This is a genomic window from Rhizobium sp. R693, from assembly GCF_002211315.1.
Classification (GTDB): Bacteria; Pseudomonadota; Alphaproteobacteria; order Rhizobiales; family Rhizobiaceae; genus Rhizobium.
The window spans coordinates 169,373-195,717 of sequence record NZ_LOKY01000004.1 but is presented as its reverse complement, the minus strand read 5'-3'; the positions used below and the strand labels follow the sequence as shown (position 1 = coordinate 195,717).

The following is a 26,345-nucleotide window of genomic DNA, read 5'->3' as shown; positions in this document are numbered from 1 at the left end:
CAGTCAGCCCCGCCCGGCGACATCGATGATACGATGCCGTTCGATGAGGCGCGACAGCACGGCCTGTCCGTCATTCGAGGAGGGGATGAAGAAGCGGACCTTCCAGGCGATCATCTCGGAAAAAAGGCCGATCGATCTCAGCCTGTCGCGCATCCCGTCGGTGAAGCCGGCAAGCTCGATACGATAATCGTTCATCACCCGAACGCGCCGCAGCGTCATATTGCCTGCGAGTGCCACGACCGCGGAACCGCTGAGCAGCAATTGCCACACCTGCGTGGCGCTGACGACTTCTGTCTGATCGAGCCCGAAATTCCGGCAAAGCCGGGAAAGCCCTTCTGAAGAGATTAGACGGCCGACGATCCGCTCGCCCGTGTCGGTCTCGAGCCGATAGACCCGGCAATAATCCTGCGGCAGCAATTTCCAGATCGGCAGCAGGAGGCCGGACACGACATGCATGGTCGAAATTGAGAACTCGGGGAGATCGGCGACTTCTGAGTTCCACGCGGCGGCGAAGCTCTGCCCGTCCGCTTCCTCCCAGTTCGTTTCCTCGAGCTGGCGCAGCTCGAAACGGATTTCGTCCATCGGCCGGATAAGTGCCACGCGCGGCTGGACCGAGCCGTCGTCGAGCATGATCGAACGCGTCGGGATTTGCACGGCAGCGCGGCCGGACTTGCCGTTGATCATCAGCCTTGCCCGTGGGTCGCGCTGAAGGAGCCCAAGGGCGTCGGCAATCTGCATCGGCTGATTGCGATCCAGGCGTTCGATGGTCAACAAATGCGACTGGGCGCCGGTGACCGGATGGGTATAAACCAGTCGCCTTTCCTTCACCGTCATGCGATCCGCGACCAGCGTTTCCAGGCCCTTGTCATAGACGCCGGCTGCAATCGCGCCCTCGATGCGGGCGGCCAGCAACTGCTCGAAGGCGTCGAACAACAGGTTCTGCATTTCGATCGTGAGCGCCAGCATGCGGTTGAGGAAGGTATGGATCGGCGGCAGCTCGTCTCTCAGACCCCCCTCTTCCGCGCTTAGCGAAAGGCCGGTAATCGCCTCGAATTTTTCGAGCGAGCATCCGGCGACCCCGCCGCCGTGGATCAGCTTGTAGAACTGCCGCAACGCGTCGCGGGCATACTGGGATTCAAGATTATCCTCCGAGCGGAACATCCCCTGCCCGCCTGTCTGCCGTTGCCCGCGGGTGATGGCGCCGAGCGTGTCGAGACGTCGGGCAATGGTCGACAAGAAGCGACGCTCGGCCTTGACGTTGGTGGCGATCATGCGGAAGCGCGGAGGCTGCGCCTGGTTTGTACGATGGCTTCGCCCGAGCCCCTGGATCGCCACGTCGGCCCGCCAGCCGGCTTCGAGGAGGTTGTGCAGGCGCAGGCGCTGGTTCTTCGCACCGAGATCGGCATGATAGGACCGTCCCGTACCACCGGCTTCGGAGAAGATCAGGATCGGCTTCTCGTCGTCCATGAAGGCGCGGGTCTCGTCGAGATTGGCGCTGCCCGGCCGGCTTTCAACAGTGAAGCGGTCGATTGTGCCGCCGTCGTCGCGGCGCACGATGCGGCGCGTGCGGCCGGTGATCTCAGCCACTTGGGTACTGCCGAAGTGCTGGACGATCTGGTCGAGCGCGGTCGGGATGGCCGGCAGGCTGCCGAGCCGTTCAAGCAACGCGTCGCGGCGGGCGACGGCTTCGCGGCACATGACGGGGTTGCCGGCGGCGTCATAGACCGGCCGCGACAAGAGATTGCCCTCGGTGTCGGAATACTCCTCGAAGAGCTGGGTCGGGAAGGAATGGTTGAGATATTCGGCAACGATCTCGCGCGGCGTGACATCAACCTGGACATCGCCCCACTCCTCTGTCGGTATTTCCGCGAGCCGTCGTTCGGTCAGGGACTGGCCGGTCGATATGATCTGGATGATCGCTGCATGCCCCTCCGCCACGTCCCTGGTCGAGGCGTCGATCAAGGCCGGCGTCTTCATTGACGCCAACAGGTGATTGAAGAAGCGCTGCTTCGAGCTTTCGAAGGTGGAACGGGCGGCGGCTTTGGCGTTTTTGTTGAGCGTTCCCTTGCTACTGCTGATACCGGAGGCTTCGAGCGCGGCGTTCAGATTGTTATGAATGACCTGGAACGCTTCGGCATAGGAGTCGTAGATGCGAACCTGTTCCTTGGTCAGCTCGTGTTCGAGGATGTCATATTCCACGCCCTCGAAGGACAGGGACCGTGAGGCGTAGAGGCCCATGGCCTTGAGATCACGAGCGAGCACTTCCATGGTCGCAACGCCGCCGTCCTCGATCGCCGCGATGAACTCCGAGCGCGTCGAGAAGGGGAAATCCGTGCCACCCCAAAGGCCAAGCCGTTCGGCATAGCCGAGTGACTCGACCTCGGACGCGCCGGTCGCCGAGACATAGACGACACGGGCATCTGGGAGAGCACGCTGCAGGCGCAGACCGGCACGGCCCTGCTGCGAAGCGGCCTTTTCGCCGCGCTCCGACTTGCCGCCCGCAGCGTTGGCCATCGAATGACCCTCATCAAAGACAATCGCCCCATCGAAATCACCTCCCAGCCAATCGACGATCTGCTGGACGCGCGATCGCTTGCCCTCGCGCTCGTCGGTCCGCAGCGTCGCAAAGGTGACGAAGAGGATTCCTTCGTCGAGCTTGATCGGCTTGCCCTGGCGGAAACGTGACAGCGGCGTCACAAGCAGCTTCTCTTGGCCGAGCGCACTCCAGTCACGCTGGGCGTCCTCGATCAGTGTCTCGGATTTGGAAATCCACAAATGGCGGCGACGACCCTTGAGCCAATTGTCGAGGATGATACCGGCAGCCTGCCGACCTTTGCCTGCACCTGTGCCATCACCCAAAAACCAGCCCCGGCGAAATCGGACAGACCCCTCTTCCTCCGGTTTGACGGCTTTGAGGTTGTCGTAACTAGCGTCGACGGACCAGTGACCGGCGAGGTAACCCGAATGGGCCTCGCCGGCATAGATCACGCTTTCAAGCTGGGCGTCTGAAAGGTCCCCGCTGGTGATGATGCGTTTCGGCAGATGCGGCCGATAGCTCGGCTTGGGCGGCGCGACCGATGCCATGGCGACGGATTCGACGAGCTTGTCCGGATGCGGTTTTGCGTCCGGAATGCGGATCGCCTGCAGCCGATAGGGCTCGTAGATGCCCTCAGTGACGTCGCAGCGGGTCGTCGCTGCCGCATCGCAGAGTTCGTAGGAGAGTTCGCCCACGACATCATCGACGCGTGGGGGTAGTGAGGAAATAGGGCGCGGTGTGCGAGCAGCGGAGAGAGGACGCCCGATTGGTGTTAATACGGTAGCGGGCCGCAGGGTAGATGTGTTTCGGGCGGCCATGTTCGCAGCGCGGGCGCTGGCGGTTCGGTTGCAAGGAGCGCCGATCGAGTTTGACGTGGACGACGGCGAGCGAGGCGGCAGGCTCAACGTCCAGGACAGCAAGGTCTCGAGATCAGGGGCTATACCTTGGGAGGCGATGAGACGCGTCGGATCGGCGGCAACGATCTTGTCGATCACCGTCAGGCGGGTCCCCATCGTTGTGCCGTGCCTGGCATAAACGGACCCATCTATCGCGGCGCTGAACAAAACCGCGCCACGCTCCTGCAGACGGACGAAGGCGTTGCGCCATGTGAGATTGTCGGGAGAGAGGCTTGAGGCGGTGATCGCAACCAGTCGTCCGCCGGGGGCAAGTCGTGCGAAGGCGGACGCGAGGTGACGCCATGCGGCGTCTGCGATACGGCCCTCGACATGAACGCCGGCGGAAAACGGCGGATTCATCAAAACGACGGTCGGGCGGATTGAACGCTCGAGATAATCGTCGATATGGGCGGCATCATGCTGCGATACGTCCGCCCCCCGGAAGAGCAACTGCAAAAGGCCGTGGCGGAGGGGCGCATATTCGTTGAGAGACACGCGCGCACGCGCGAGTTCAGCGAAGATCGCCATCAGGCCGGTTCCGGCGGAGGGTTCGAGCACGGTATCCTCAGCCACGATGCCGGCGGCGCGGGCCGCGATATAAGCCAGTGGCACCGGCGTCGAAAATTGCTGGAGTTGCTGGCTTTCCTCGGAGCGCCGCGTGTGGGTCGGGACCAAGCCCGTCACCTTGGTCAGCAACGCCAATGTTGCCTGCGGCACGTTTGCTCGGGCGGTGATCGCCGCGCCGAACTTGCGCAGAAACAGGACCTGCGCCACTTCGGTCGCCTCGTAGGCGTCTTTCCATGACCAGAAGCCTTCTGCATCCGAGCCACTGAAGATGGCTGTCAGAGCAGCGCGGAGATTGGCTGCGCCGATCGGATGGCCATGTTCGAGAGACTTCAGAAGCGTTTCGCCGGAGCGGAAGAGTTTGTCTGCTCGGCTTGCGCAATCGGCGGAAGCAATGGACGCGCTGGTAGTAGCGTTTGCGGCGCGGGTGGGGACGATGTTCATAGGAAACCCTGTCGAGAGCGGGAAGGGACTGGCCCGCCCGGACGCTCTCCAAGCCCCGGCAGACCGCCCTTTTCTGGCCCCTCTCTCCCTCTGGAGATCAACGCGGCTGGCGCCCGGCCTTCAGCCGGGCGCCAGCTTCAGATTTCTGAATGCCGCAACGCCCCCGGCCGACACGGTATGCAGGACGGCATTGCCGCCGGCTGCGATCCATTCGGCCGCTTCCTCGGCCGACAGCTCATGGACATGCACGAAATGTCTCTCAGACGTGCCGCGTTGGCGCTCGAAGGCGTCGCGGTCCTCGAAGGCGTAGAGGGTATCGCCCGGGCCGTCCCAATAGACGATGGCGAAACAGACGGGCCGAACGATATGGGACCGGAAATTGAGGAACACCGGTGCGACCGGGGCAGAAGCCGGGCGCGGGTAGTCGAGTGCAGGCATTGTCAAGATGCTCTCCCGAAAACGCGGAAAGGCCCGGCGCTCTTGGGAGCACCGGGCCTGGTTGGAAGGAAGATTGGTGGTGGTCTCCCCGTAGCGTCAGCGCCGGCCGGAGACCGCACCTTCGATAAAGACTTCATCGAGATTGACTTCGAGAAGCTTCAGGATCCGGCCATCGACGGTGACGCATTCGTTGATCCAGTTGTGATCTAGCTTGCTGTGCCGGCGGAACCGTTCGGAGGGCACATAGACGATCGTGAAATGCGGATGTTCGCTGCCATCGGACGCGAGATGCACATAGGGGCCTTCAACCCCGATCACCGGTCCGCCCGTGCCGTACGACGTGCGGATCACGATGCCGGGATGGACGAGTGCAGCGACATCCGGCGCACCGGCAGATGTCGAACGATAATGGCCGGGGTCGGGCGCCCCGAGCTCTGCCGCGTAGAGGGAGTGAGCGAGATAGTTCGGCTGTTCTCCTGGCCGGGGTTTACGCCTGATCCGCATTGCTCTCTCCCCTGTCCTCGGCGGCTGGCGAGCGGCTTTCGGATGGAGCCTGACTCGGCGCCAGAAAGCCTTGAGGGTTATCAGGATCGGGCGGCAAATAAGCGTCGTAGGGGTTGCCGTCGGCAAGATGTCCAAACGGTGTGAACACCCGGTCTGTCCCGTCGTGTCCGACAGCGCACAGGACATAACGAGGTTCGCTCGTCCGGGAATCCACGCATTCCATCAAGGCGAGGTTACCGTCTGCGGCTGCGCGCAAGAGGGTTTGGAAATTGGTCCTGGCATGGTTGGGTATTGTCATTTTATCCTCCTGGCGGAATAGGCCCGGCATGCGCCGGGCGAAGGGTTTCTCAATGCCGGTGACTATCAATTTTACCACCGGACGGTGCGGAAGATCTCGCATCGGGCGACATGGCGCTCGCACATGTCCCTCAACCGCGAATGCTCGGATCCAGGCCGAAGTCGCTGAGATCGCAGCGCTTTACTGCCTATTTTTAGATAGTAAAATGCGCCGTAGTCGCGTAGCTTCGAGGACCGAACGGGAGAGCATAGGTGCGAACATTCACAATCGATGGTCGGCTGATGGAAGAGGCGTCGCCTGAACTGCGAGCATTCCTTCCGCAGGCCTACGAGCAACGGCTTCGCCCGATGTGCATGTGCAAAGAACCGCCTGTGCCTATGTACATCGCCAAGGTCGACGACCTGTATGTCATCAAGCGAATGCCGCTATCTGGACGCGATCATGACCCCGCATGTCCCTCCTATGAGCCTCCTTACGAGCTTTCGGGCCTGGGGCCGCTCATCGGAAACGCTATCCAGATCGATGCGAACGGCAAGGCCGACCTGAAACTGGATTTCTCACTGACGAAGCGCGGGCCTCGGGCTGCGCCCGGTGCGGCAAGCGAAGCCTCCGAACACGGCATTCGCAGCGAGCCGAAGAAATTGTCGTTGCGGGCGATGCTGCATTATCTCTGGGAGGCGGGCGAACTGACGGAATGGCGTTCGACCTGGGCCGGTAGACGTGGGTGGGGCCGGGTGCGAACAAGCCTTCTGAACGCGGCTGCCCAGATGACAGCCAGAGGCACGACTTTGGCCGACATGCTCTTCGTTCCGGAAGTGTTTCATGCCGAAGACAAGGACGGGATCGCCGCACGGCGCGCCGCGGTGCTCAAGGGCGTGCAGGCGGCCGGTTCGGGGCCACGCAAGCTGATGATGATCGTGGCGGAAGTGAAGGAGTTTTCCGCCGCGCGCGAGGGGCAGAGGATCGGCGTACGGCACATGCCTTTTCCGCTGATGATCGAGGAGCGCGCATGGCGGCGGCTCGCCGAGCGCCATGAAGTCGAGCTTGAATTGTGGCGCTCGAACGAGGCATTCCATCTCATCGTCATCGCCACCTTCGGCATTTCGGCCGCCGGCATTGCGGCGGTCGAAGAGGTATCGCTGATGGTGGTCAACGAGCACTGGCTGCCCTTTGAGGATATCCACGAGCTGCGGCTTCTGGAGAAGCTCGGTCACCTCAAGCGAAAGAGCGTCAAGGGTTTGCGGTTCAACCTGCCACGCGATGCGCCGATCGTGTCGGTGACACTACCGGAGCAGAAACCGGCTCCAGTCGCCATGTTCATCGTTCCACCGAGCGCCGGAGAGGACTATGAACAGGCGCTTGCGGAGATGATCGAGACGAGGCCGGAGATCACGCCCTGGGTCTGGCGGGTCTCGGAGGGCGAAATTCCGCGGCTTCCCTGATCCGCGAACGCCGCGGCTCGGCCGCCAACACCTTTTTTCAACGGTCGACATGACACGAAGCTCGGCCGGAGCTCGGCCTATGTCGCGCGACGACATCCTGCCGATGGCGCCTGACGGCCTCCATCACGTTTTCACGGAGCTCACCCGGTTCGCCTTCGCGAAAAGCCGCGTCCTCGGACCAGCACAGGGTCTCGACAAATGCCGGCGCGAAATCGAAATCGAAGGTGAAACCTTCTTCCTCAAGCTCCTCGCAGACGTCGTCATAGACGGCGAGTGCGAAAGGCACGAGAGTGCGGACATGGGACCGCATCGCCTGCCATCCGATGGCATCCCAGAGTTCGGGCATGCGGGCGATTGTGTCCGGGACCGGCCGTTCATCCTGATGCAGACCGCGGAAATAAAGCATCGCCTCCCAGAGGCAGAGAGCCGTCTCGATCTCTTTTACCGTGAACAGATCGCTTGCAGCGCTACCGGCCAGAGCGCCGTTGTCCCGGCAAGACGGAACCGGCCGAGAATATCCTCACTCGTCGCGTGATGGATGGCCCTGGCGGTGATCAGCGAAACGGTGGCGCCAAAACTCTCCGGACGTTGCGAGGGATGGTTTGTCCATTGGATCACCGCGACCTCGCCCAGACCCGGTGAGCGCGCGACGATACCCTGGACCACGAACTGCCACGGGAAATGGCTTAGGTCGATGTCGACCATCGCATCCTCTTCGACTGTGTTACCGCCTGCCGGCTGAAGGGCGAGAACACGGTCGGCGATGAAGACGTTTACCGGATCCTTGGCCTTCTGCGCTGAGGCACCAAACGCGGCGGCCAGTTCGCCGCGCCTCACACGGATCGGATTGGCCGGTGTTATATCCGTAAACAGGACAAGCCCGTCTTCGGTTTCGCTGCACTCGAGCACATTGGTGAGGATCAGCAATTCGAGCGGACTGATGTCTGCCAGCGGAATGGGCGGATGGCTGTAGATCCTGGTTTCAAGCGCGGCCATGATGTTTCCTTTCCGGGAACGGGAGAAACCCGGCGCGGCGGCCGGGCGATGAAAGGGACGGATGACGATGGGCAGTAGGGACGCAGTCAGGCGGCGCTTTCGAGCAGTTTCTTCGCCTTGGCTTCAAGTTCGAGCCGGCTGTCCTGATGCGACTTTCCCCGCGCAAGGGCGGTGATGCCCTGCACAAAGTCGAAAATCGACTCCGGTGGTCTCCCCTCCTCGGAAAGAACCGTCTCGATTATCTTGCCGGTTTCGGCTTTCGAGAAACCGCGCTTGCGCAGGAACTCCGAGCGATCGTCCTCGTTTCGGGCGACGATGCGTTCACGGGCGGCGCGCATGCCAGCGATGAACGGTGCGGGCGAGGAATTAGCGAAGCTCGTCAATGCTGGGGCAGCTTCGTGGGCGAAACGCTGAGCCGCGAATTTCGAGTGCCGGATGGTGATTTCCTCGAAGTTTTCGGTGCCCCAAAGGTTGCGATTGGCACAAACTGCCCGCAAGTAAAAGCTTGCAATCCCTAGGGTTTTTGAACCCACTTCTGAATTCCAGGCGTAGAAGCCTCGGAAATACAAATCAGGTTCGCCGTTCGGCAGCCGTCCGGCTTCGATCGGGTGAGTGTCATCGCAAAGAAAGACGAAGACGTCGCGATCGCTGGCGTACAGCGTCGTCGTATCCTTCGTGATGTCGACGAAAGGATTGTGGGTCATGGTCGACCAGTCGAGCAGTCCGGGAACTTTCCAGATCGTGTCGCCTGTACCATTGCCTGCAATGTTCATGATGGCGGCGAGCAAATCCCTGTCCCAGATGCGCCCGTATTCAGGACCGGTGACCGCACGCAACTCCACGCGACCGTCGTCCATCTCAAGCGTTTTGACCAGTTCGGCGTTGCGACTGAGGAGCCCGTGCTGCAGATTGATCGCCGCCAGCGGTGCTGGCAGTTGGCGCATGTAGCTCGCAGGTGCACCAACGAGGCTGCAGAGCTGACCGTAACTCCAGTGCGTCGGCGCCACCGGCTCACGCCCGCCAGGAACGATCAGGGATAAGCGTTCAGCGTTGTCGCGGGTGGCCTCGACGCGGATCTCTGACGTCTCGACTGTGCGAACCCGAGCGCGCTCCGTCCTTGCACTGACGGCATGGTGCAGATCGGAAAGCGACAGATAACGCTCGTCCTCGGGACGCGAAAACCACTCCGACGAAACGCGGCCGATGCGTTCACCGCGGGATATATCGACCTTAAATCCAGACGATGTCGGTCGGGCGTTGGAAATCATGGTGTTCACGATGAAGTCTCCTGACATGAAAGACCCGGTCGGGCGCTCTTGCGACAACCGGGCTATTAAGATGGACGAGGGAGTGAGACCGTAGGCCGTGGCTTCCAAGGCAAAGCGGTCTGGAAAGGCAAACGCGCCGCCCGAGGGCGAGGTCGGGCAACTGGTCAATCGATCGCCTGAAAGATCTCCGCGGCCTCAGTGTGGCCGGCCGCATAGGCATAGAGACGGCCGTAGCCTTCCGAGAGATGCTCGGATTGATACTGGAAGGAGAGATGCGAGAACGCGAAGAGCGTGGCGATAATCCCGGCAGCCTCCGCCGAGACTTCCCCCTGAAACCCGGTGATCTCGCCGGTGATCCGGAACCGTGTTTCGGATCTCGGTGCGAGAAACAGCGGCTTGCCCCCATGCTCGTAGAAATCCCAGAAGCCGCCGCCATAATCGAGGGGGCTGAGCTGCTCCATGAGCCGGTAGACCGCATTCTCGCCGATGATCAGGAGCGAGCGCCCGAACAGCGTGGGCAGGAATTCCAGGCGGCGATCGTCGGAGACGATGGAGGCGGTTTGGGGTGTGACTTCGGATATCGACATCGATCTTTCTCCAGAGAGGAAACAGGATTCTGACCGGGCACCCTCTCTCCACCGCCCGGTTCGCCCCTCTCCCCGGCCCTACTCTTCCCTTTTGGCTGGCCGCAGCTGCCTCCTTCTTCTGCTGCATGCAGGAAGGGGGCCGGGCTGGGTTAAATGGAAAGCGGGCCGAGTTCGAAAGTCAGAGGGGCCGGAAAGGACTTAATCTGGATGGAGGCGACCGTAGGCAGCTCGGATCGCTGCCATTGCCGCATGAAACTCGGCATTGCTCACAGCATCGGAGAGGTCCATTGCGGTTACGACGGACGCACAAGCCGATTGGATCTCCGCATCGCTCACCGATGCCGGTGAAAGGCCATCGAAGTCTCGGTCGACCTCGAGGACGGCAACGATCGCGCTGCGCACGTGCTCTTCCTCTAAACGTGCGAGGATATGACTTGGCTTTCGCGCATCGGCCGGCTCGGCGGGATCGGGTGCGTAAGCGAGGATAGCCTCGCCCCGCGCTATCGCCCAGGACGATTTCGCAAGCCAGTCGCCTGACGGAGATCGCCCCGCTTGGACGTCGTGGAGCAGCATCTTCAACAGACCGAGCAGGATCTCGAAGTGGTGGGCCCGGCGCTGAACGGATTCCTCGAACTGAGACGGTACTGTGATCGGCGATCCGGCGTAGGCAGTGTTCTCACCCTCCCAGATGCGGGTCACATGGATCTCGCCCGAAGAGTCGTAGTCTTCCTTCGAAGACTCCGGGTTGCTGTCGCCAATGGCAGCCTTGCAGGCAGCCTCTGGCGTGTCGGCGATATAGGTCCCATGCCGGAATATCGGCAAGGTGTAGGTCGTTTCTATCGTATAGGCAGGCATCGCGGTGCTCCTGAAACAGAGAAGCCCGGCGCAGGGGCCGGGCTTTCGTGAGTGAAGGTCTGAGGGCCTTATTCGGCGGCTTCGAGATGCTCACCGTCGCCTTCGGTTGGGTCGGTTGCCGCTCCCTCGGCTTCCTCATCAACCGTCAGGAAGGCCGGAAGATCGAAGTCGGCGGCCTGAGTGGTCTCGCCCGAGATCTGATCGACCGGGAGCCGCAGCACTTCAGGGAGCCATCCGCTGCCTTCGAGCAGCCGGGCGGCCTCACGCGCCATGTCGGGCTTTTTGAGATGATCGATCAGTTGCGCCGACTGCTCGCCCTTCGCTTCGCGGACCGCCTGCAGGATATGCGCCTTGGTCACGCGGCCGAGATAGTTGTCGACCGTCGGCGTCCAACCGGCCGCGACCATGCCAAAGCCGAGCGAATGAGCAAGCTGCATGGCGTGAGCCGTTTCCTTTGTCCGCCAGTTCCACGCTTGCACGGTCGTGTTCACCGACAAGGAGACGCAATGGGCAAACAGCGCCATGCGGCTATCCTGATCGAGCGCAATCAGGTAGTTCCAGACCTCGTCGGCGTTGCCGGGAAGGTCGTAGCCCCAGGATTCCTGTCGTTGTTCGATCTCCTTTGCCCAGATCGTATCGCCGAGCCCCTGCGTCTGGCTGAACGCGGTGTGCTGGAGGGTGATCTCCAGGCACGAGTCCGCTCCGTATCGGTAGAAGATTTTGAGGACCGCGACATGCAAGGCGGCGATGAAAGCCATCACGGGATCGTTCGCCAGCGCGTCGCGCAGCGCAACGGTGCGGGCGGCCGTCAGATCCTCTATGACGCGATCGGAAAGCGGACGAACCTTGCCGTCGTCTTCCTCCGGTTCCTCGATGCCCACAGGCTTGCCGTTGACCGAAATGCCGCCATTTGCCGAAGTCGCTCCAGTCTCAGTCTCACCGTGACCATCACTGTCGCCATAATCGGCATCACCGGTTTGCGGCTCTGCGACAGGTTCGTCTTCGGGCCGGACGAAACCGCGTTCGATCCTGGGCCCGCCATCGGCACCAAGCGAGATGAAGGCGCCGCCGCGGGCGACGTCCCGGCTGTCGAAGACGTAGGGCCGGTCGTTCAAGGCATCCAGCGCATTGCCGAGTTCCTCAAGTCGCGCCTCGGTCTCCTCGGAATAGCTCTCCGCTTCAGCATACTCCGCATCGAGCTTGTCGTATTCTGCCTTGAGCGTTTCATGCCGCGCAAGTTCCTCCTCGCTGTATTCGACCCGCTCGCCGTAGAAGCGGCGAAGACCCGAGTTGTGACCGTAGGGAAAGTCGAACGCGGCCTCGACCCACTTCCAGCCTTCATGAGCCTTCAGCGTTTCCGCCTCAGCGGTCAGCTTTTCGAGGACGAGCTGCTCGAGCAGCGCCGGATCCTGCAGCCATCCGCCATTGTCCTGCTCGAACAGGTCACGCATAACGACACCGCCGGCTGCTTCATAGACGTCGATACCGACATAAACGGCGCGACGATCGGAGGCTCGGACGGCGGTTTCAGTCAACATCCGCCTGATATAATAGGCGTCCTGGTTATGCGACCGCGAGATCGTGTCCCAAACCTGTTCCTGCCGAACGTGATCATTGGTGATGGAAAACGCCATTACCTGGCCGAGCTTCATCTCGTCATTGGCGTAGACGTCGAGGAGACGCGGCGAGACTGAGGCCAGGCGCAAACGCTGCTTCACCGTGGCGACCGACATATGGAAGCGGGCGGCAATCTCTTCTTCGTCCAGCCCCTGCTCGCGAAGTGTCATGATGGCCCGGAACTCGTCCAGCGGATGCAGATCGACACGGCTGACGTTCTCGGCCAGCGAATCCTCGACTTCGAGGGTGTCGCCCTTGCTGACGATGCAGGGAATCACCGCCGTCTTCGACAGCTTCTTCTGATTGACCAGCAGTTCCAGAGCGCGGTAGCGGCGCCCGCCCGCCGGGATCCTGTAGATGCCCGTCTCGTTGCCGTCGCCATCGACTTCAGCCCGGACATTGAGGCTGGTCAGCAGTCCGCGATGGGCGATATCCTCGGCAAGCTCCTCGATCGAGATGCCCGCCTTGGTTTTGCGAACGTTCTGCTGGCTGAGAACAAGCTTGTTGAAGGGAATTTCGCGCCCGGCGTTGAGCGTGATTTTCTGGATGGCCTGTGCCATGTCGTTTCTCCGTGGCGGGCCGGCCGGAGCCTCTCTCCGACAACCTCAATCCGCCACAAACCCTCCTTCCCCCCTCTTCCTCCAACTACACCCACCGCCCTCACTGCTTCCGGCCGGCATACACCGCGTCACCGGCGGCCAACCCCTTTCGCTCCGCCGCTATCCGCCCCGCTCAAGGGCAAATCCTTCTGTCGGCACCATGGTGCGGCAGAAAATTGAGGACAAATTCAAAGGGATGTCGTAGTCTGACCTTGGAGCGGTACGCGCTGCTCTGGGGCGTCGAAACCCCTGTATCCAATGGTTGGGTCTACCCAAAAGACCCCCTCCTTGACCTTCAGCGTCGGGGAGCCTGTGGCGTATGTCCAGGTTCTCGAACTAAAGGCTACAGGGCTGTGGATACACGGTTTCGAACTCCCCGCGGCCGGGGGTCAATGAGTATTCAACGGCGGGGGCGGACCGCCAGCAATGCTCAAGGAGAAATCGTTGGAAAACCCGCGCTCTTTCACATTCTACACCTATTCCGTGGCCGGCTTGCCTCCGGAGGAACGATGGAAGCCAACGGGGATTGCGGACATCTTTTTTGACAGTCTTGAGGAAGCCCGCAGTGCGGTGACCGCTCTGCGCGAAGACGTTGTGGCTGACCCGGAGATGGAATGGGCGACAACGGTTCTAGAGAAGATGGAGACGGTTCCTATGGATCGGGCCGCTGTCCTCGCTTTGCTAAATCATGGGCCCGGAGGCGTGGTCGCACGGTGTGAGATCGTCGAGACGTTTGGCCCGAAGGAGGAGCGTGGGTCGAACAGTCGGGTATGACGCTTCTTTTGAAGAGTTCGACACCAGAGCACGCCTCAGAATAATCGGGCGGAGCTCAATCTGTCGACGCCCCTGTGAACAGCACTTCCGCTAATCGGAATGTCCCATTCTCTCGCTTGCACTGCGCCACAACATCAATGCCCGCTTTTAGCATCGTGAGAATGTCAGCGCGATCAATGCCGGCTCCGCCGTCTGACTCCTTTACCAGGAGCGCCAACTGTTCGAAGGCAAGTTCCGCAGAATTGGCGTGAACAGTCGTTATCGAACCGGGATGGCCGGAATTGACATTGCGGATGTAATAGAACGCAGTTCCGTCGCGAAGCTCCTGTAGCAAAATGCGGTCTGGCCGCATACGAAGACATGACTCCAGCAGCTCACGCGGCCCCACACGGGAAAGACCTTGCCCGCCCTTTGAGTAGAAAAGTCGCACATGATTTGGCTGTGATATCACCAGTTCAGGCGTGTCTTCGATCGAGATGATCCTCTCGGCTTCGGGAATGTGTTTGATGAGCGCTTTCGAAAGAGTGGTTTTGGCGGAACCCGTTGCACCCGAGATGATGATGTTCTTGCGGGCGACGACTGCCTGGCGCAGGAAGTCCTTGAAGCGACCGGCACGGTAGATTTCGGTCAGTTCCGCATCCCGGGAGGATGGATCATCAGACGCTGCGCGGGTTTTCTCAAAGAACCCGTTTGCCTCCAGGTCGTCAAGGCTGAAGTCGACCGAGGATGGTTTCCGTATCGTGATGCTGACCGTGTCCTTCAGTGTGGCTGGGGGGATGACGATCTGGATCCGCTGGTCACCTGGAAGCGTTGCCGACAGGATTGGACGCGTTTCATCGATCGACTGATGAGAAAAACTGGCCACGGCCCGGGCAAGGCGCATGAGCTTTTCGAAGGTTAGTCCCGGTCTATCATGGGTCCGCCAACCGCCTGAACCTTCTGTCAGCACCTGCCCGGGCCGATTCACAATGACTTCATACAGGGACGAGTCCTGGAGATATGGCGAAAACGGCTTCAGGAGTTCGCTGACAACAGCCGAGTCCTGTCCCTCCGACATTGCCTATCCTACTTCGTCACGAGCGTCGACCGCGGCGAAAAATCGCCCAGCACGGCGCGGTGGAAAATCCGGTTCTTGGGCTCCGTCACCCGCAGACGATAGATTCCAGAAAAGTCGAGATCGCGAGCAACAAAAATCGAAACCTGTTCGCCCTGATGCTTGTTCAGCGTTGGCGGGATGTTGATCGATTGTTCGACAGCGATCGCGGCCGCCTGCTGGCCGGCGCTTGTGGTGTTCTGTGCGTCGACATTGCTATCCCGCAACTGACTGCTGGCATAGCTGTTCGCGTCATCAACGATCGAAAGCAGGAGGGCGCTACCGAAGCGCTCCCACCAGTGGGTAGCGACATAGCCATCGACGCCGGCGCGTCCAAGGGCATCGGTCGCGGGCGAGGCAAGTGTGACGATGACGCCTTTCGGTGTTTTTGCCCGGTTCCAGAGAACGAAGAGACGTTTTTGTCCGCGCTGGAGCCCGCCGCGATATTCCCCGACGACCTGCGTGCCCTTTTCCATCAGCACGACCCGGCCGTTGTCGGAAAGAACATCGCGGTTGATCACGCAACTGGTAAAGCCCGGTTGGTCAGACGCCAGCGCCGTTTCGAGCACGCAAGGTATCGATGTCCCCATCGCCACGATGAAGTCCCGATTGCCGAGCGTGCCCGCGCGCGACCCCTCGAGCCGGGTCGGCCGTAGGAGACCGTCAAAACGCTGCTGGTCGTTGTTCTGCTGGTTTTGGCCCATCATACTGTTGTCGAACGGCACGAAATTGCTGTCAAATGGATTCGAATTATCGGCCTCCCGTCGGTCATTCGTATTTTTTTGCCCGCTGCTGAAGGCCATAACAGGGGCGCGGCGAGCGGAATCGAGCAATTTATCCTGTTCTTCCACGACCGGCTCGACGACGGGCGTCGGTAACTTCACTTCCGGGACGACCTGAACCGGTTCGGCCTTTTCCTTGGCGGCCTCAAACGGATTCGTCTGGCGAATAACCACGCGTTCAGGCTTGATATTGTCATCCTTTGTCTTGGTCCCCGTTGTCGACCAGAGGGCAAAGCCGACAAACGCAACGATCGCAATCGCGACCGCGCCCCGTTTCAAAAGAGGATTGTTGTCGATCCGCCGGCCGGTGACTGTTTCCGCACGCTCTCCGGGAATGCGCGCTTCATCTTCTTGAGCCATGGATGTCGCTCCCTATTGCGCGTTGTCGGTTTTCACGACGCGCTCTACCGAGGGAGACGTCGTGTTGGTATCGGGATTGATGCCGACACGGTCGTATGCCTCGTTGAACACGCAAAGCACGTCCTTGCCCCGCCGCAGGATGAACTTGCGGCTGATGGCGTGCACCATGACGAGATTGCCGTCGACGGACTTCGGAACAAGGCTTTCCGACCCGTCTGAATTTTCCATATAGATGGCGGGCATTTCCTGATTGCCGACGAAGGCGAACGTTGTGATCTTGCCATTGTCGTAGACGCTTTGCGGCTCCAGCGCCTGAGAGCCTTGGGCAGAATAGCGCCAGTTTCGAGGGCCATACGCTTCGTGGAGGGCCAGCACGTTGTCGGCATCCTTCGACTGAGCGGCGAGAGCCCTGGACGCTGCTTGCTGCCGGCGAAACGCAGCTTCATCTTCGGGGTATCTGAACTTCACATAAAAGTAGGTGTTTTGCCCGGCTTCGACAGAACCGTCTCGCACCGTCAATTCCATCTGGTAACTGCGGGTCGACCCATCCCGGCGCGTCGTCACCACGGAAATGTTCGTCACCGGCTGGTTCTCGCGCGGTTTCAGGAACAGGATGTTGCCAGCCGGCGCAACTTCCCATGCGACGCTGTTGCCGAGCGCCACATGGGCGATCTCCTCATCAGACGCAAATTCGACCTGTACGGATGATCGCAGGGTGCCGACGACTCTTGTGATGTTGAAGGGCTGGTAGTTCACAAACCGGACACGGCTGTCCTGCGAAGCGCCACGCGGAATCTCCAGAGCAAGCGCCGGGGACATGGAAACTAACAGGACGAATGCGACGATTGCCACGCTGCGCATCATCTTACCTCCTCCGGATCTGCTCGATATTCGCTGACAATGAACCCAAGCGGGTTCACGAGCCGGTCCGTCGACGACATCGGGGCGTTGACATACGAGAAGGTCAAGGTCGCAACCCAATGGGTCGTCCGCACGTCCTCGCCGCGCGTCGTGGTGCGCATGTAGCGCACGGAGACGACACTCTGATTGATGAGCGAGATAGACGCGATATCGATCCTCGCCGTGGCGGTTCGGCCGTAGAGGTTTTGAGGCGATTCCGGGTTGCTGCCCCGATACATGGCTGCAAAGCGCGTCTGTTCGGGTTGGGTCGACAGAAGGGCGATCGTGCGAAAGTTTTCTTGTGCCTCGCTCCAGACATAACCCTCGCGGGCGCGCACATATTTGGCGGCGAAGTATTTCGTTACCGCCTCGTCATAGGTGCCGGCCGTCGCCGTCAAAGCCGAAACGACATCGACAATGCCAGTCGAATTGTCGACGCGAACGACGAAAGGCTCCACCGTCTTGAGCGGCATGAGGCCCGCAATGGCAAATACGGAGACGCTGGCAACAATGCCGGAGGCGATCGCGATCGACCAGGCGACCTTGTTCGAACGCTCGATCTGCATCAGTCGGTCCTGATCGAAGCGACGGGCCTTGTCGAAATAGCTCTTGAGATTATCTGCGGTCACCATGTCTCATCCCTTACAGCGGCCATAGGAACCGTCGATGTTCATGTGCGCAAAGGCTGCGGGCTTGCTGCGTTCCTCGACAAAGGGCGTCACGGACGTGGAGGAGCTTGAGTTCGATTGTTGGTCCTTCAGTTTGCTTTTTCCCTGCCATTCCCACATCGAGCGGTTCAGGGGGCGGCGTGAATAGCCATCGCACTTCGGTAACGGGTATGTCAGTGATGCGCAGCCGCCGAGCGTGGCAGCGAGAACGAGCAACAGGGCAAGCTTAATCATTCAGGCAGGCCTTTTCTTATTGTCTTGTGCGGATGTCATGCGCCGGCATTTCTTGATCCGAACGCGCGGCCAGCAACGCGAGGCCCGCGACCAATCATCCGGCCGGTATATGATGTTCCCCGAGCCAGCATGCCTTCGTGCGCATCTCGTGCAGCGCCATAGCCGTAAGCCAGCGACGCGCCACCGGAGGCCAAGGCTGACGCGATGCTTGGAAGCTGGTAGAAAACATAAAGCGCGGCGATGCCTATGGCGCAGAGCGCGATCGGTCGCATGAGAACGTCGGCGTAGCCGTCGATCGCGGTAAATGTCGAGTCGATGCAGGTAATCAGCAGCGAGCCGACCGCGACGACGAGAACCTGCAGAATCACAAAGTTCGCAAGCTGCCCGATCCAGGACTCGGTGAAGCGCCGCGTCGACTGAAACATGGCGAGCGCTATGAAGATCGGCCCGATCGCCAACACAATTGCCAGCGCCAACCGTGCATAGAGAGAAACGACGTAACCGATCCCTGCAACGAGAAAGCTGACGCCGATGACCATCATGCCACCGACGCCGGTGACGATGTCGACCGGCCAGGAGGCGCGCGACCAGATATCGGTCGCAGAAGCCTGACCCTTGTCCAGCAGGCTGTCGAACGTGCTGGCGCTCGGGGCCGTCCCCGAATTCAGGGCCTGGGCGATCTCGCGTGGCAGCACATCGAAGAAGATGTTGGTAACATAGGTCTGATATTCGCCAGCGTTCTTGACCAGCATGACGATGATTGCGAGCTTTATCGCGCGAAAGGCAAAATCGAGGATGGGCTCCTGCACGGAACCACGCAGGACGAGATAGCCATAGAGGATCACGTAAAGTGTCACCGCGGCCGTCAACGGCCCCGTCACCCATTCGGCGATGTTCGAGGTTCCATCCGAGACGAATGTCTCCAGCGGTCGCTTGAATTGTCCATCGATGAATTCGAACACCTGGTACATCGGATCAACCTCCCAGCGCTTTGCGCATATTCTGAAGGCGAAGCCTGCCGTCTGCCGCTTCCGCATTCCGGCAGTTCGGCGTGTCGCGCAATTCACCCGGATTGTCCCGGCAATCAGAAATCGTCCGCGTCAGCAGTTCGGGATCAGCAACGAACTCTTCGACCGTGTACGTTCGCTCGGGCCCCTGCGAGCAGGCTGCCAGAAGAGCCAGCGAGACGAGAAGCGGAGCCCGCCTCACTGCAGAGCCGCCTTCATGGCGTCCATGCGCTGGCGCCAATCCTCCGATTTTCTTTGTTCATCGACCTGGGTCTGTGCCTGCTGCACCATCCGTAAGCCCTCCATCCTCAGCACATCGGTCTGGAGGAATGCCTGTTCGGCCTGGAGCCGGGCCTGCAAGTCCGCGATGTCCTTGGAATCGCTCGCCGATGATATTTTCTCGCGGAGCTGATCGATCCCCTCGATGCGCTTGGTCGCAGCATCGTATATCTGCTGACCCAGGCTCATCTGACCGGCATTCTGGCTCTGAACACGCGCCAATTCCTTGGCGTAGAAATCGTCGGCGCTGGTGCGGTAGGTCGAGTTACTGTCCAGGAATTTCGAGGCGGAATCTTTGAATACGCCGGTGCCATTGCCTTTGAAGAGGCCCTCGATGGCCGCGAAATCGGACGGAAGCGCATTGCGGATCGCCGGATCGTTGAGCACGCTCGCGACATCTGCCATGTCGGTCAGCTTGTTGAGCGAACCATAGAGCTGCTGTGCCTTCTCGATTTGCGTGTTTAGCGCGTCGAGTTGCGATTTGAGCTGCGCGATGCTTTCGATCTGCTTGGCAATAGCGGTCTGATCGATGACGGGAATCCCTTGAGCCCCTGCACCTTGGGCAGAAATCATGAGCACTGTCGCGAGCATCGCGGCCTTTATTCGATAGGAAGCCATCAGCTTGCACTCCTTCGCTGTTGGAAAATGGGAAGCCAATCCTTGACGTCATTCCCCACCTCCGCGCGGATCGCGTCGAGGAGTTCGACGTTTGCGGTTCGACCGGAAAGGATGGCGAGTTCCTCGTCAAAACCATTGAGGTCGAGTTCGGCGACGACGCTGTTGTGTCCCTGCTTCAACACGAACCTTCGGCTTTCGACGGAAAGCTCACGGGCAATCAATTCGTATTCCCGCTCCGTGAGCTTAAAACCGTCGACGTAGTCAGCGTGGCTGCCGCGCGAGTTAGGGAGGAATATCTGTGTCGGGCATTGCTCGATGATGGTGTGGGCGATCGGCGAGATCAGCGCGTCCCGTGGGCTCTGCGTGGCAAACAGCATCAGGCCGTTCTGCTTGCGGATGGTTTTCAGCTTATTCTGTGCAAGATCGCGGAACCCTTCGTCCTGAAGCGCCTTCCAGAATTCGTCGATGACGATGATGATCCGACGGCCATCGATCAGTTGCTCGACACGGTGGAAAAGATAGGCCATCAGCGGCGTGCGGATTTCCTCGTTGTCGAGGAAATCGGTCATGTCGTAGCCAATGAACTTGGCCGACCCGCCGAAATCGCCAAAGCCGATGTCCTCGATGACATTGTCGAAGACCCAGCCAAGCGGCCCTCCCCTTTCCCACCGGCGGAGCCGGGCGGCGATCCCTTCCGGGTCGGTGTTGTTGAGAAAGGTCCGCAGTGCCCCGATCGTCCGGCGGTCCACGGGCAGGTCGGCGAGGCCATCGATCGCGCCGGCAATGTCGCGAAGTTCTGTGACCGTCAGTTCTCGCGTCCCGGAGCCCACAAGCTTTCCAACCCAACGCGCCAAGAAAACTTTGTTTTCTGGTGTCAGGTCGAGGGCCTTGAGGGGAGCGCATCCGGTAGGAACACCATTCTTCAGGGGGAGGTAGGTGCCGCCGGCGGCGCGGACATAGAGATCCGCGCCGCGATCCTTGTCGAAGAAAACGACATGCGGATCGTGTTTCTCGAGCTGTGACAGCATGAAATTCACGATCACGGTCTTGCCGGCCCCCGACGGCCCGCACATGAAGGTATTGCCGAGATCACCGTAGTGGAGATTGAAGTAATAGGGTGATCCAGAGGCCGTCTTAAGCAGAGCGACCGCGGGTCCCCATTCATTGCCATCCTTCTGCCCGATCGGATAAGAGTGAAACGGCGACAGCGCCGCGAAGTTCTTCGAAGTGATGGCGCCAGATCGCGCCCGGTAGCGGAAATTGCCCGGCAGTTGCGCCCACCAGGCTGCCTCGAGACCAAGATCCTCTCTCGCCACGACGGCGCCCCCGTTGGTCAGGCTGGCACGAGCCTTTGCGAGATTGTCCGTCAGTTCCTTCACTGTCGACGCGAAGACGGAGAGTGTCAGGTGATGCTCGCCGATCGCGAAGCGGTTGGACTCCAGATCGTCCATGGCATCATCGAGTTCATCGATCTGCGAAGCCGCCTTGTCGCCGCTGCTGACCATCTGGTTCTGCTTTCGCCCCATGATGACGCGAGCATCCGCCTTCGACACAAAAGAGAAGGATTGGGAAAGCATCAGTTCGAACGGACTGGTGAGGACGCCGTCGAGCATGCCGGTTCTTGTGCGGGCGGGGTATTCCTTGAAACTCAGCATGCCGGCGAACCGGGTTGCCGCCTCATGCCGAATTTCGATGGTCTCGCGCCCGATGATGACGCGGTCGGAGTAAATCGCAGATGCGATGCGACCTTCGGTCAGCGGCACTCGCTCGCGCCTTCCGCCAACGACCTGATGCAAAACCTCGCTCGGCTCGGAGAACAGCATGCCGTCCTGGTCGTACAGGCAGAGCACGCGCGGTTCGAAACGCTTCAGGCCAGCGGTGAGAGCGAGGACCTTGTCCTGAAGCTGTTTGAGGGCTTCTTCGTCAAGCTCGAAGCCACCGTGCTTTGCACGCCGGAGGCGCGAGAGCAGTTTAGCCGCCTGGTCGGCCGGGTCGCGCGCTGGTGACCAAAGCACGGTAAGATAAAGATCGTTGCGGAACAGGTCCTCGCGCACCATGCGCTCGCGGTACTTATCATTCAGCGCGGCTGAGAATGGCGTTGCAAACGTCCCATCGGGATAGTCGCTGTCCCTGCGGCGGATCAGGTGCGTCCAGAGGGCAAGCCGCTCATCGGCGATGTTTCGGTAAAGCGTGTTGAGATCCCGATGGAGTGCATTAAGATCCTGCACGTCCGCGGTTTCGAATGACACGCCTTCGAGGGCGATCATGACCATCAATGACCGGGAATCGAGGGCGATGGTCGTCTCATTGATGTGCCGAACGTACGGAATGAAAGCTTCCGGAGAGAGCTCGCGGGATCTGAGGGTGGCGATACTAGGCAAAACCAATATCCCTTTCGTCAAAGCGGCGGGCCAGCCTGAGAGGCGAGAGTGTTGCTCCGCCCCAGTAGGCGCTGTTACGCGATCGGCCGCGCGTCTCGACACAGGCGAGCAGGATGCGGAACATGTTGTGATCGTGCTTCACCAGGGCGCGGAAGATGAGGTGGAAGACGACGCCGACGAGCGCGTAGGCGATAGACCCGGCGACGATGTAGAGGATCGTCGTGAGCATGATGTTGAAGCCCATCGCCTCCATCGTCACGCCGGCGATCATCGCCGGCCGCGTGCATGCGATGAACAGCGTGTCTTCTTCGAGAATCGCTCCCTTGCCCGACATCCTCAGCCACCGACGATGGTGTTGACGAGCTCGGTGGCGCCGAAGATACCGCCGATGCCGATGATCCAGAAGCCTGCGCGCCTCAGGTCCATATAGCCAAACATCCATGCGATGCAGATGACGATGACCGCGATGACAGCCAGAAGCTTGGCGATGTTGCCGGTCAGCATTGTCACTATGTTCTGCAGCACTGTTTCGATGCCGGCGGCCTGCGCGAAAGCTGGCTCGACAAGCATAACCACGATGGCAGCGGCCATCACGGACGAAGTGAAAACGGGTCTGATTCGAGAAGGTATTGTCATTCACTCTGCTCCAATTGATTGCCCTGAAACACCAGGACGGACGAACGGCGTCGGGTCTTGAAGACATCCCATGTCGGCGAGTCAGAGATCGGGGCTGCTTTCTCTGCGGAGTTCTCTGCCACCACTTCGGCGACGACATCAGCCTGGGGAACCTCGGTGGCAACGCCGGTCCCCTTCCCCTCCCCCGTGTCGCTGATCGTCAACTTGGTCATCGTCGGACCGAGCTGCTTGATTTCGCGGTGCACCTGATCGTCGTAGCTGACCATCGCCCCGACGGATGGATCGTCACGTCCGTAATAGGATTGCAGCATGATCTGCTCTGCCCGGGCGGGGTTCGCCCCCGCCTTGGCCGCTAGGCGGTAGTAGCCATCGAGCAAAGTCGCTGTGGCCTTGAGATTGAGGCACGGATCGAAGGCGTCTGATATCGAGAGGTTCAGTCTCTGCAGTTCTTCCAATCCAATCCCGCCGAGACCCAGCTGGATATCCGTGCGCTTTGCCGCCAACGATGTGGCGACTTCGATAGCCTCGGCCTTGGTGCCAGGCTGACGCTTGAGCGGAGCGCCGCTGTTGATCCGAATGTTGAACGGCGCGAACCGACTCTCAAGGCTGACGACGCCAGCCAGGGTTTCCGATGCAACGACGGGGGCACAGGTCTGCGCAAGATCCACGAAAGCGACGGGCATGTTCAGAACCAGACCCTCTGCTTGCCGACCCCATCGATCGTCACATCGACGTAACGTGGTTTCTCGCGCACCAAGGGACGGGCCACGTTATAGGCCATGCACTGATAGCGACCGTTTTCCCTCTGCCAGCGTGGCGATATCGCTGAGCCATCGTTTGAGCCACCGCCGTCTCGATCCCGCTGGCAAAGGCTATTGCTTACGGCCCGTAGCGACGTTGAGATGCACGTCGCCTCACTTCCCCGAGGGCCATAGCCAGCAGATAGACGGTAGCCGGCATTGCAGTAGTATGGCTCGTACCGCGGACGGGAGCTTTGAAATCCGACGCCGGTGCAAGTTGGAAACGAATGCCCTTTTGAAAGCCAGCTCCAGAACTTCTCGATCGGTGGCCTGCACTCGCCATATTGCATCGGGCCGCCCGGATTCGATAAGCATAGAATAACCTGGCAACCCCATTCTTCGGCACGAGCGCTTCGCTCCGAAATAGTGTAGAATGAGGCGAATGCTAACGCTGCTACGAATGTTTGAAAGAAAAGGCCTCGCATGCCCCCTACCCTCCGGTCCGTTCAATATTGGCTGAGACTGAAAAGCGACTCGCTTCAATTCGCTTACTATGCAAATAATAGATAGTTAAACCGATGGCAAGCAATTTGAGCGACCGATGGCAAAGCCAAGCTTTATCTGTCTTTGCGGTGCGTGAAATTCTGGAAAAGCCGATCGACGGTGAATCGGCGCAGTCCCGAATCAAACAAATCGGGATGATGAACATCCTTTACATGATGCACCAGGCCCACGAGAAGCTAACGCTCTCAAATATAATAGAAATCACCGGCATGACCCGCGGCGGCGTTATAGAAACTATGGACCTTCTGGTCGAGCGGGGCATATTACTTGAATCCCTCGGCAAGAACTCGATGGGGCGCGGCACGGCGCGACAGTTCCAGTTCGCACCAGGAGTGTTCGAGAGTCTTCGCATGGTTTCCGGAGATGAAAAACGTTGATTTTAGTAAAAAGATAATGTGCACTATCTGGTGGAGCAAGGCGGTTTGGGTGCCTGATTTCTGGGGAGGAAGGCTTCCGTGCGCCTCAAAAGGCAGGCGAGGCCGACTTCCGCCGTGCGTTTGATGCAGTCAAGCCGCTGACTGCGGACAATCAGGTGCAACAAGCAAGACTGAACGAGATCCAGGGTTGCTAAGGCGTGTAACGCGCATGCTCGCTGTGGGGATCATGATAGCGCAGTTCCCCACATAGATCGCAAGGACGAGGTAGGCGAGATGGCGGCTCCCGTCGAAGTTTTCCGGGAACACGCTATCGAGCGTGTCCGGCTGGAGCAGGCAACCGCGGCTAACCGTTCGATGAGCGACCAGGAGCGTCGTGAACGCGAGGCACAAAAAGCCAAGGAAGCGGCTGACGTGCAGTTCGCTGTCGACAATCTGGCACTTAGCCCTGTCGAAATTGTCTGACGGCGACGTATCGTACCGCATCGGTCATCCGCCTCTGTCTTCGAGGCAAAGGCGACGATCGCTTGGATCACCTTCTAATCAAATCGGTGCCGCGCCGGCATGAACAGCCAATGCACGGATGGAACGCGATACCTCTTGAAAAGATACGCCGCTGAGCCTGCTTGGGTCGAGTCGACGAACCTCACTAGAATGGCGAGGAATTGCTTTCGTCCAGCGCCTTCGTCATTCGAGGTCGAACCGGAGTAACATCGTCTGAAGTGCCCGGTTTTCGTCTCGAAGCTTGGCAATCAGGAGACGCTTGAGGTGGCGGTTTTCTGCATCGAGTGCGCTGAGGTCATCCAGGTGGTTGTCTGGTTGCAGCCTTGCCTGGCGATCATTGACAGGGGTCATCGCCGGGATTGATGCAGGCTCGGTGCGTACCGAAGCAAGCGCAGTCCGCCTCGACACAGAAGCAGTGCGCCGATTCCGAGTCGGCACGACAGACTTCTCGGTTGCCGCAGCCTCTGATGAAAGCTCCTGTTTCGCCACGCCAATTCCGTCGGGCAGGATGCCAGCAGGAGGTTCCTGCGGATTATGTTCGGGTGTGGTAAGAAGATCCGGCGACGGGACGGGTGTTTCAGCCGGTTTCGGCTCGTCGACTGTCGGCCTTGCAACCGAATGTCCGGTATCAGGCAAAATCCCGTCGGCCTCGACCTGTCGGGCCACGGCCTGCAGATCAAGGCTTCCCCAAATGGAAGAAGGGCGCGTGAGGGTTTGCCGCCTGTTTGCCTTGTATTCGACGACGAAGGGGCGTTGTGGTGTTTTCATGTCTCGTCAATTTCATCGACAGCGGCGGCGCAGTAAATCCTGTCCCGCCAGCGTCATCGTCAAAAGAGGTTGATCAGGTGATCCCGAACCGCTTGCGCAGTTCGGCGTTTTCGGCGCGGAGTTTTTCGCCGAGCAGCTTACGCAGCCGGCGATTGTCTTCCTCGAGCTGAATGAATTCGGCAAACTCGTCGTCAACGGCAACTGGGCTGGACGACGTTCCAGCCGCCGGTGCAGCGACGGCTTTCTTCCATATGTAATAGGTCTGGTCGGATATCGAGGCCGTAGCCACGGCATCTTTCAGGGTTGCCCCACCGGCGACTGCTGCCTCAATCTGCCTGATCTTTTCAAGCTTGTCCGCGTCACTCAAGCTGCGTGCCTTCGGCTTGTCGCTCTCTTGAACCCTGCTGGCAACCTTGCCGGCCGCGGCATTCTTGGGGCTCGACCGTTTACGGCGCGCAGCCACCTTAGTCTTCTCGACTCCAGCTTTGGCCTTGGTGCTGTCTGGTTGTGTCGGGACGTCGTCTTCGATCATCGTTGATCCTCGTATCGTTGCACGCGTTTTCGGTCAGGCGCGTGCAAGAGTCAACGTCGTCAGGTCCAGGGTCTCATACCCCGAATG

The 26,345-nt window shown here is 60.1% G+C and carries 28 protein-coding genes and 1 pseudogene; 4 read left to right on the top strand and 25 right to left on the bottom strand.

Annotated elements, in window-relative coordinates:
• Positions 1–3: 3 nt before the first annotated feature.
• From ATY79_RS06230 to ATY79_RS06215, 4 genes are all read right to left on the bottom strand, one after another.
• On the bottom strand, positions 4–4,440 hold the full coding sequence (locus tag ATY79_RS06230) for a bifunctional class I SAM-dependent methyltransferase/DEAD/DEAH box helicase (RefSeq protein WP_088703332.1): 4,437 nt from the start codon (positions 4,438–4,440) through the stop codon (positions 4–6).
• Positions 4,441–4,560: 120 nt separating this feature from the next.
• A complete protein-coding gene (locus ATY79_RS06225; protein WP_245312327.1) occupies positions 4,561–4,878 on the bottom strand; it encodes a hypothetical protein in 318 nt (105 codons plus the stop codon).
• Between the two features lie 96 nt (positions 4,879–4,974).
• Positions 4,975–5,382 (bottom strand): hypothetical protein, encoded by a 408-nt coding sequence (locus ATY79_RS06220; protein WP_088703330.1) that lies wholly within the window; start codon positions 5,380–5,382, stop codon positions 4,975–4,977.
• The gene (locus tag ATY79_RS06215) at positions 5,366–5,680 is read right to left on the bottom strand and encodes a DUF6117 family protein (protein WP_088703364.1); all 315 of its coding nucleotides are present in this window, start codon (positions 5,678–5,680) and stop codon (positions 5,366–5,368) included. Before ATY79_RS06215 ends, ATY79_RS06220 begins: the two co-directional genes overlap by 17 nt.
• Positions 5,681–5,931: 251 nt before the next feature.
• On the opposite strand from ATY79_RS06215, the gene ATY79_RS06210 reads away from it, so the two are divergent.
• Positions 5,932–7,122 (top strand): DUF1173 domain-containing protein, encoded by a 1,191-nt coding sequence (locus ATY79_RS06210; protein WP_088703329.1) that lies wholly within the window; start codon positions 5,932–5,934, stop codon positions 7,120–7,122.
• 37 nt (positions 7,123–7,159) lie between these two features.
• On the opposite strand, the gene ATY79_RS31320 is transcribed toward ATY79_RS06210, so the two are convergent.
• The 6 genes from ATY79_RS31320 to ATY79_RS06185 form a co-directional block, all read right to left on the bottom strand.
• Positions 7,160–7,528 carry a hypothetical protein gene (locus ATY79_RS31320; RefSeq protein WP_245312326.1) on the bottom strand — a complete coding sequence of 123 codons (369 nt, stop codon included), beginning with the start codon at positions 7,526–7,528 and terminating at the stop codon, positions 7,160–7,162.
• Between the two features lie 35 nt (positions 7,529–7,563).
• Positions 7,564–8,118 (bottom strand): hypothetical protein, encoded by a 555-nt coding sequence (locus ATY79_RS31315; RefSeq protein WP_245312325.1) that lies wholly within the window; start codon positions 8,116–8,118, stop codon positions 7,564–7,566.
• 86 nt (positions 8,119–8,204) lie between these two features.
• The gene (locus tag ATY79_RS06200) at positions 8,205–9,395 is read right to left on the bottom strand and encodes a DUF932 domain-containing protein (protein ID WP_088703328.1); all 1,191 of its coding nucleotides are present in this window, start codon (positions 9,393–9,395) and stop codon (positions 8,205–8,207) included.
• A gap of 155 nt (positions 9,396–9,550) precedes the next feature.
• The gene (locus ATY79_RS06195; protein ID WP_088703327.1) at positions 9,551–9,973 is read right to left on the bottom strand and encodes an antirestriction protein; all 423 of its coding nucleotides are present in this window, start codon (positions 9,971–9,973) and stop codon (positions 9,551–9,553) included.
• A gap of 198 nt (positions 9,974–10,171) precedes the next feature.
• On the bottom strand, positions 10,172–10,828 hold the full coding sequence (locus tag ATY79_RS06190; protein WP_088703326.1) for a hypothetical protein: 657 nt from the start codon (positions 10,826–10,828) through the stop codon (positions 10,172–10,174).
• 68 nt (positions 10,829–10,896) lie between these two features.
• Positions 10,897–13,005: a ParB/RepB/Spo0J family partition protein gene (locus ATY79_RS06185; protein WP_088703325.1), complete on the bottom strand. Its 2,109-nt coding sequence runs from the start codon at positions 13,003–13,005 to the stop codon at positions 10,897–10,899.
• Between the two features lie 483 nt (positions 13,006–13,488).
• On the opposite strand from ATY79_RS06185, the gene ATY79_RS06180 reads away from it, so the two are divergent.
• Positions 13,489–13,818, top strand: coding sequence for a hypothetical protein (locus ATY79_RS06180; RefSeq protein ID WP_245312324.1), 330 nt, complete (start codon positions 13,489–13,491; stop codon positions 13,816–13,818).
• A gap of 55 nt (positions 13,819–13,873) precedes the next feature.
• Here ATY79_RS06180 and virB11 read toward each other — a convergent pair whose 3' ends face one another.
• Genes virB11 through ATY79_RS31310 form a run of 13 tightly spaced genes read right to left on the bottom strand, consistent with a single transcriptional unit; the run spans position 13,874 to position 24,001 of the window.
• Positions 13,874–14,875, bottom strand: a complete 1,002-nt coding sequence (gene virB11, locus ATY79_RS06175) for a P-type DNA transfer ATPase VirB11 (protein ID WP_088703323.1) — start codon at positions 14,873–14,875, stop codon at positions 13,874–13,876.
• Positions 14,876–14,883: 8 nt separating this feature from the next.
• Entirely contained in the window at positions 14,884–16,053 is a 1,170-nt protein-coding gene (gene virB10, locus ATY79_RS06170; protein ID WP_088703322.1) for a type IV secretion system protein VirB10, read from the bottom strand.
• Positions 16,054–16,065: 12 nt separating this feature from the next.
• Entirely contained in the window at positions 16,066–16,917 is an 852-nt protein-coding gene (gene virB9 / locus ATY79_RS06165) for a P-type conjugative transfer protein VirB9 (RefSeq protein ID WP_189637968.1), read from the bottom strand.
• The gene (locus ATY79_RS06160) at positions 16,914–17,585 is read right to left on the bottom strand and encodes a virB8 family protein (RefSeq protein ID WP_088703321.1); all 672 of its coding nucleotides are present in this window, start codon (positions 17,583–17,585) and stop codon (positions 16,914–16,916) included. Before ATY79_RS06160 ends, virB9 begins: the two co-directional genes overlap by 4 nt.
• Positions 17,586–17,588: 3 nt before the next feature.
• Positions 17,589–17,855 carry a hypothetical protein gene (locus ATY79_RS06155; RefSeq protein WP_088703320.1) on the bottom strand — a complete coding sequence of 89 codons (267 nt, stop codon included), beginning with the start codon at positions 17,853–17,855 and terminating at the stop codon, positions 17,589–17,591.
• 35 nt (positions 17,856–17,890) lie between these two features.
• The gene (locus ATY79_RS06150) at positions 17,891–18,826 is read right to left on the bottom strand and encodes a type IV secretion system protein (RefSeq protein ID WP_088703319.1); all 936 of its coding nucleotides are present in this window, start codon (positions 18,824–18,826) and stop codon (positions 17,891–17,893) included.
• A 4-nt stretch (positions 18,827–18,830) separates the two neighbouring features.
• Positions 18,831–19,064 (bottom strand): EexN family lipoprotein, encoded by a 234-nt coding sequence (locus ATY79_RS06145; RefSeq protein ID WP_088703318.1) that lies wholly within the window; start codon positions 19,062–19,064, stop codon positions 18,831–18,833.
• The gene (gene virB5, locus ATY79_RS06140) at positions 19,061–19,759 is read right to left on the bottom strand and encodes a P-type DNA transfer protein VirB5 (protein WP_088703317.1); all 699 of its coding nucleotides are present in this window, start codon (positions 19,757–19,759) and stop codon (positions 19,061–19,063) included. Before virB5 ends, ATY79_RS06145 begins: the two co-directional genes overlap by 4 nt.
• Positions 19,759–22,140, bottom strand: a complete 2,382-nt coding sequence (locus tag ATY79_RS06135) for a VirB4 family type IV secretion system protein (protein ID WP_088703362.1) — start codon at positions 22,138–22,140, stop codon at positions 19,759–19,761. Before ATY79_RS06135 ends, virB5 begins: the two co-directional genes overlap by 1 nt.
• The gene (locus ATY79_RS06130; RefSeq protein WP_088703316.1) at positions 22,133–22,474 is read right to left on the bottom strand and encodes a type IV secretion system protein VirB3; all 342 of its coding nucleotides are present in this window, start codon (positions 22,472–22,474) and stop codon (positions 22,133–22,135) included. Before ATY79_RS06130 ends, ATY79_RS06135 begins: the two co-directional genes overlap by 8 nt.
• A 2-nt stretch (positions 22,475–22,476) precedes the next feature.
• Positions 22,477–22,776, bottom strand: a complete 300-nt coding sequence (locus tag ATY79_RS06125; protein WP_088703315.1) for a TrbC/VirB2 family protein — start codon at positions 22,774–22,776, stop codon at positions 22,477–22,479.
• Positions 22,773–23,459 (bottom strand): lytic transglycosylase domain-containing protein, encoded by a 687-nt coding sequence (locus tag ATY79_RS06120; RefSeq protein WP_088703314.1) that lies wholly within the window; start codon positions 23,457–23,459, stop codon positions 22,773–22,775. Before ATY79_RS06120 ends, ATY79_RS06125 begins: the two co-directional genes overlap by 4 nt.
• Before the next feature lie 2 nt (positions 23,460–23,461).
• Entirely contained in the window at positions 23,462–24,001 is a 540-nt protein-coding gene (locus ATY79_RS31310; protein WP_088703313.1) for a hypothetical protein, read from the bottom strand.
• Between the two features lie 93 nt (positions 24,002–24,094).
• On the opposite strand from ATY79_RS31310, the gene ATY79_RS06110 reads away from it, so the two are divergent.
• Positions 24,095–24,457 carry a transcriptional regulator gene (locus ATY79_RS06110; protein WP_088703312.1) on the top strand — a complete coding sequence of 121 codons (363 nt, stop codon included), beginning with the start codon at positions 24,095–24,097 and terminating at the stop codon, positions 24,455–24,457.
• A gap of 246 nt (positions 24,458–24,703) precedes the next feature.
• A pseudogene (locus ATY79_RS06100) lies at positions 24,704–24,950 on the top strand (methyl-accepting chemotaxis protein); the annotation flags it as partial.
• Between the two features lie 191 nt (positions 24,951–25,141).
• On the opposite strand, the gene ATY79_RS06095 reads toward ATY79_RS06100, so the two are convergent.
• Positions 25,142–25,726 (bottom strand): hypothetical protein, encoded by a 585-nt coding sequence (locus tag ATY79_RS06095; protein WP_088703311.1) that lies wholly within the window; start codon positions 25,724–25,726, stop codon positions 25,142–25,144.
• Positions 25,727–25,799: 73 nt separating this feature from the next.
• Complete coding sequence (locus ATY79_RS06090) at positions 25,800–26,258, bottom strand: transposase (RefSeq protein ID WP_088703310.1); 459 nt, start codon at positions 26,256–26,258, stop codon at positions 25,800–25,802.
• Positions 26,259–26,345: the final 87 nt, after the last annotated feature.

What these genes read in the sequence shown, in the direction of transcription:
- ATY79_RS06230 (WP_088703332.1), bottom strand. Translation starts at nt 4,440, where the DNA reads ATGAACATCGTCCCCACCCGCGCCGCAAACGCTACTACCAGCGCGTCC.
- ATY79_RS06225 (WP_245312327.1), bottom strand. Translation starts at nt 4,878, where the DNA reads ATGCCTGCACTCGACTACCCGCGCCCGGCTTCTGCCCCGGTCGCACCG.
- ATY79_RS06220 (WP_088703330.1), bottom strand. Translation starts at nt 5,382, where the DNA reads ATGCGGATCAGGCGTAAACCCCGGCCAGGAGAACAGCCGAACTATCTC.
- ATY79_RS06215 (WP_088703364.1), bottom strand. Translation starts at nt 5,680, where the DNA reads ATGACAATACCCAACCATGCCAGGACCAATTTCCAAACCCTCTTGCGC.
- ATY79_RS31320 (WP_245312326.1), bottom strand. Translation starts at nt 7,528, where the DNA reads ATGCTTTATTTCCGCGGTCTGCATCAGGATGAACGGCCGGTCCCGGAC.
- ATY79_RS31315 (WP_245312325.1), bottom strand. Translation starts at nt 8,118, where the DNA reads ATGGCCGCGCTTGAAACCAGGATCTACAGCCATCCGCCCATTCCGCTG.
- ATY79_RS06195 (WP_088703327.1), bottom strand. Translation starts at nt 9,973, where the DNA reads ATGTCGATATCCGAAGTCACACCCCAAACCGCCTCCATCGTCTCCGAC.
- ATY79_RS06190 (WP_088703326.1), bottom strand. Translation starts at nt 10,828, where the DNA reads ATGCCTGCCTATACGATAGAAACGACCTACACCTTGCCGATATTCCGG.
- ATY79_RS06185 (WP_088703325.1), bottom strand. Translation starts at nt 13,005, where the DNA reads ATGGCACAGGCCATCCAGAAAATCACGCTCAACGCCGGGCGCGAAATT.
- virB11 (WP_088703323.1), bottom strand. Translation starts at nt 14,875, where the DNA reads ATGTCGGAGGGACAGGACTCGGCTGTTGTCAGCGAACTCCTGAAGCCG.
- virB10 (WP_088703322.1), bottom strand. Translation starts at nt 16,053, where the DNA reads ATGGCTCAAGAAGATGAAGCGCGCATTCCCGGAGAGCGTGCGGAAACA.
- virB9 (WP_189637968.1), bottom strand. Translation starts at nt 16,917, where the DNA reads ATGATGCGCAGCGTGGCAATCGTCGCATTCGTCCTGTTAGTTTCCATG.
- ATY79_RS06160 (WP_088703321.1), bottom strand. Translation starts at nt 17,585, where the DNA reads ATGGTGACCGCAGATAATCTCAAGAGCTATTTCGACAAGGCCCGTCGC.
- ATY79_RS06155 (WP_088703320.1), bottom strand. Translation starts at nt 17,855, where the DNA reads ATGATTAAGCTTGCCCTGTTGCTCGTTCTCGCTGCCACGCTCGGCGGC.
- ATY79_RS06150 (WP_088703319.1), bottom strand. Translation starts at nt 18,826, where the DNA reads ATGTACCAGGTGTTCGAATTCATCGATGGACAATTCAAGCGACCGCTG.
- virB5 (WP_088703317.1), bottom strand. Translation starts at nt 19,759, where the DNA reads ATGGCTTCCTATCGAATAAAGGCCGCGATGCTCGCGACAGTGCTCATG.
- ATY79_RS06130 (WP_088703316.1), bottom strand. Translation starts at nt 22,474, where the DNA reads ATGTCGGGCAAGGGAGCGATTCTCGAAGAAGACACGCTGTTCATCGCA.
- ATY79_RS06125 (WP_088703315.1), bottom strand. Translation starts at nt 22,776, where the DNA reads ATGACAATACCTTCTCGAATCAGACCCGTTTTCACTTCGTCCGTGATG.
- ATY79_RS06120 (WP_088703314.1), bottom strand. Translation starts at nt 23,459, where the DNA reads ATGCCCGTCGCTTTCGTGGATCTTGCGCAGACCTGTGCCCCCGTCGTT.
- ATY79_RS31310 (WP_088703313.1), bottom strand. Translation starts at nt 24,001, where the DNA reads ATGCGAGGCCTTTTCTTTCAAACATTCGTAGCAGCGTTAGCATTCGCC.
- ATY79_RS06110 (WP_088703312.1), top strand. Translation starts at nt 24,095, where the DNA reads ATGGCAAGCAATTTGAGCGACCGATGGCAAAGCCAAGCTTTATCTGTC.
- ATY79_RS06095 (WP_088703311.1), bottom strand. Translation starts at nt 25,726, where the DNA reads ATGAAAACACCACAACGCCCCTTCGTCGTCGAATACAAGGCAAACAGG.
- ATY79_RS06090 (WP_088703310.1), bottom strand. Translation starts at nt 26,258, where the DNA reads ATGATCGAAGACGACGTCCCGACACAACCAGACAGCACCAAGGCCAAA.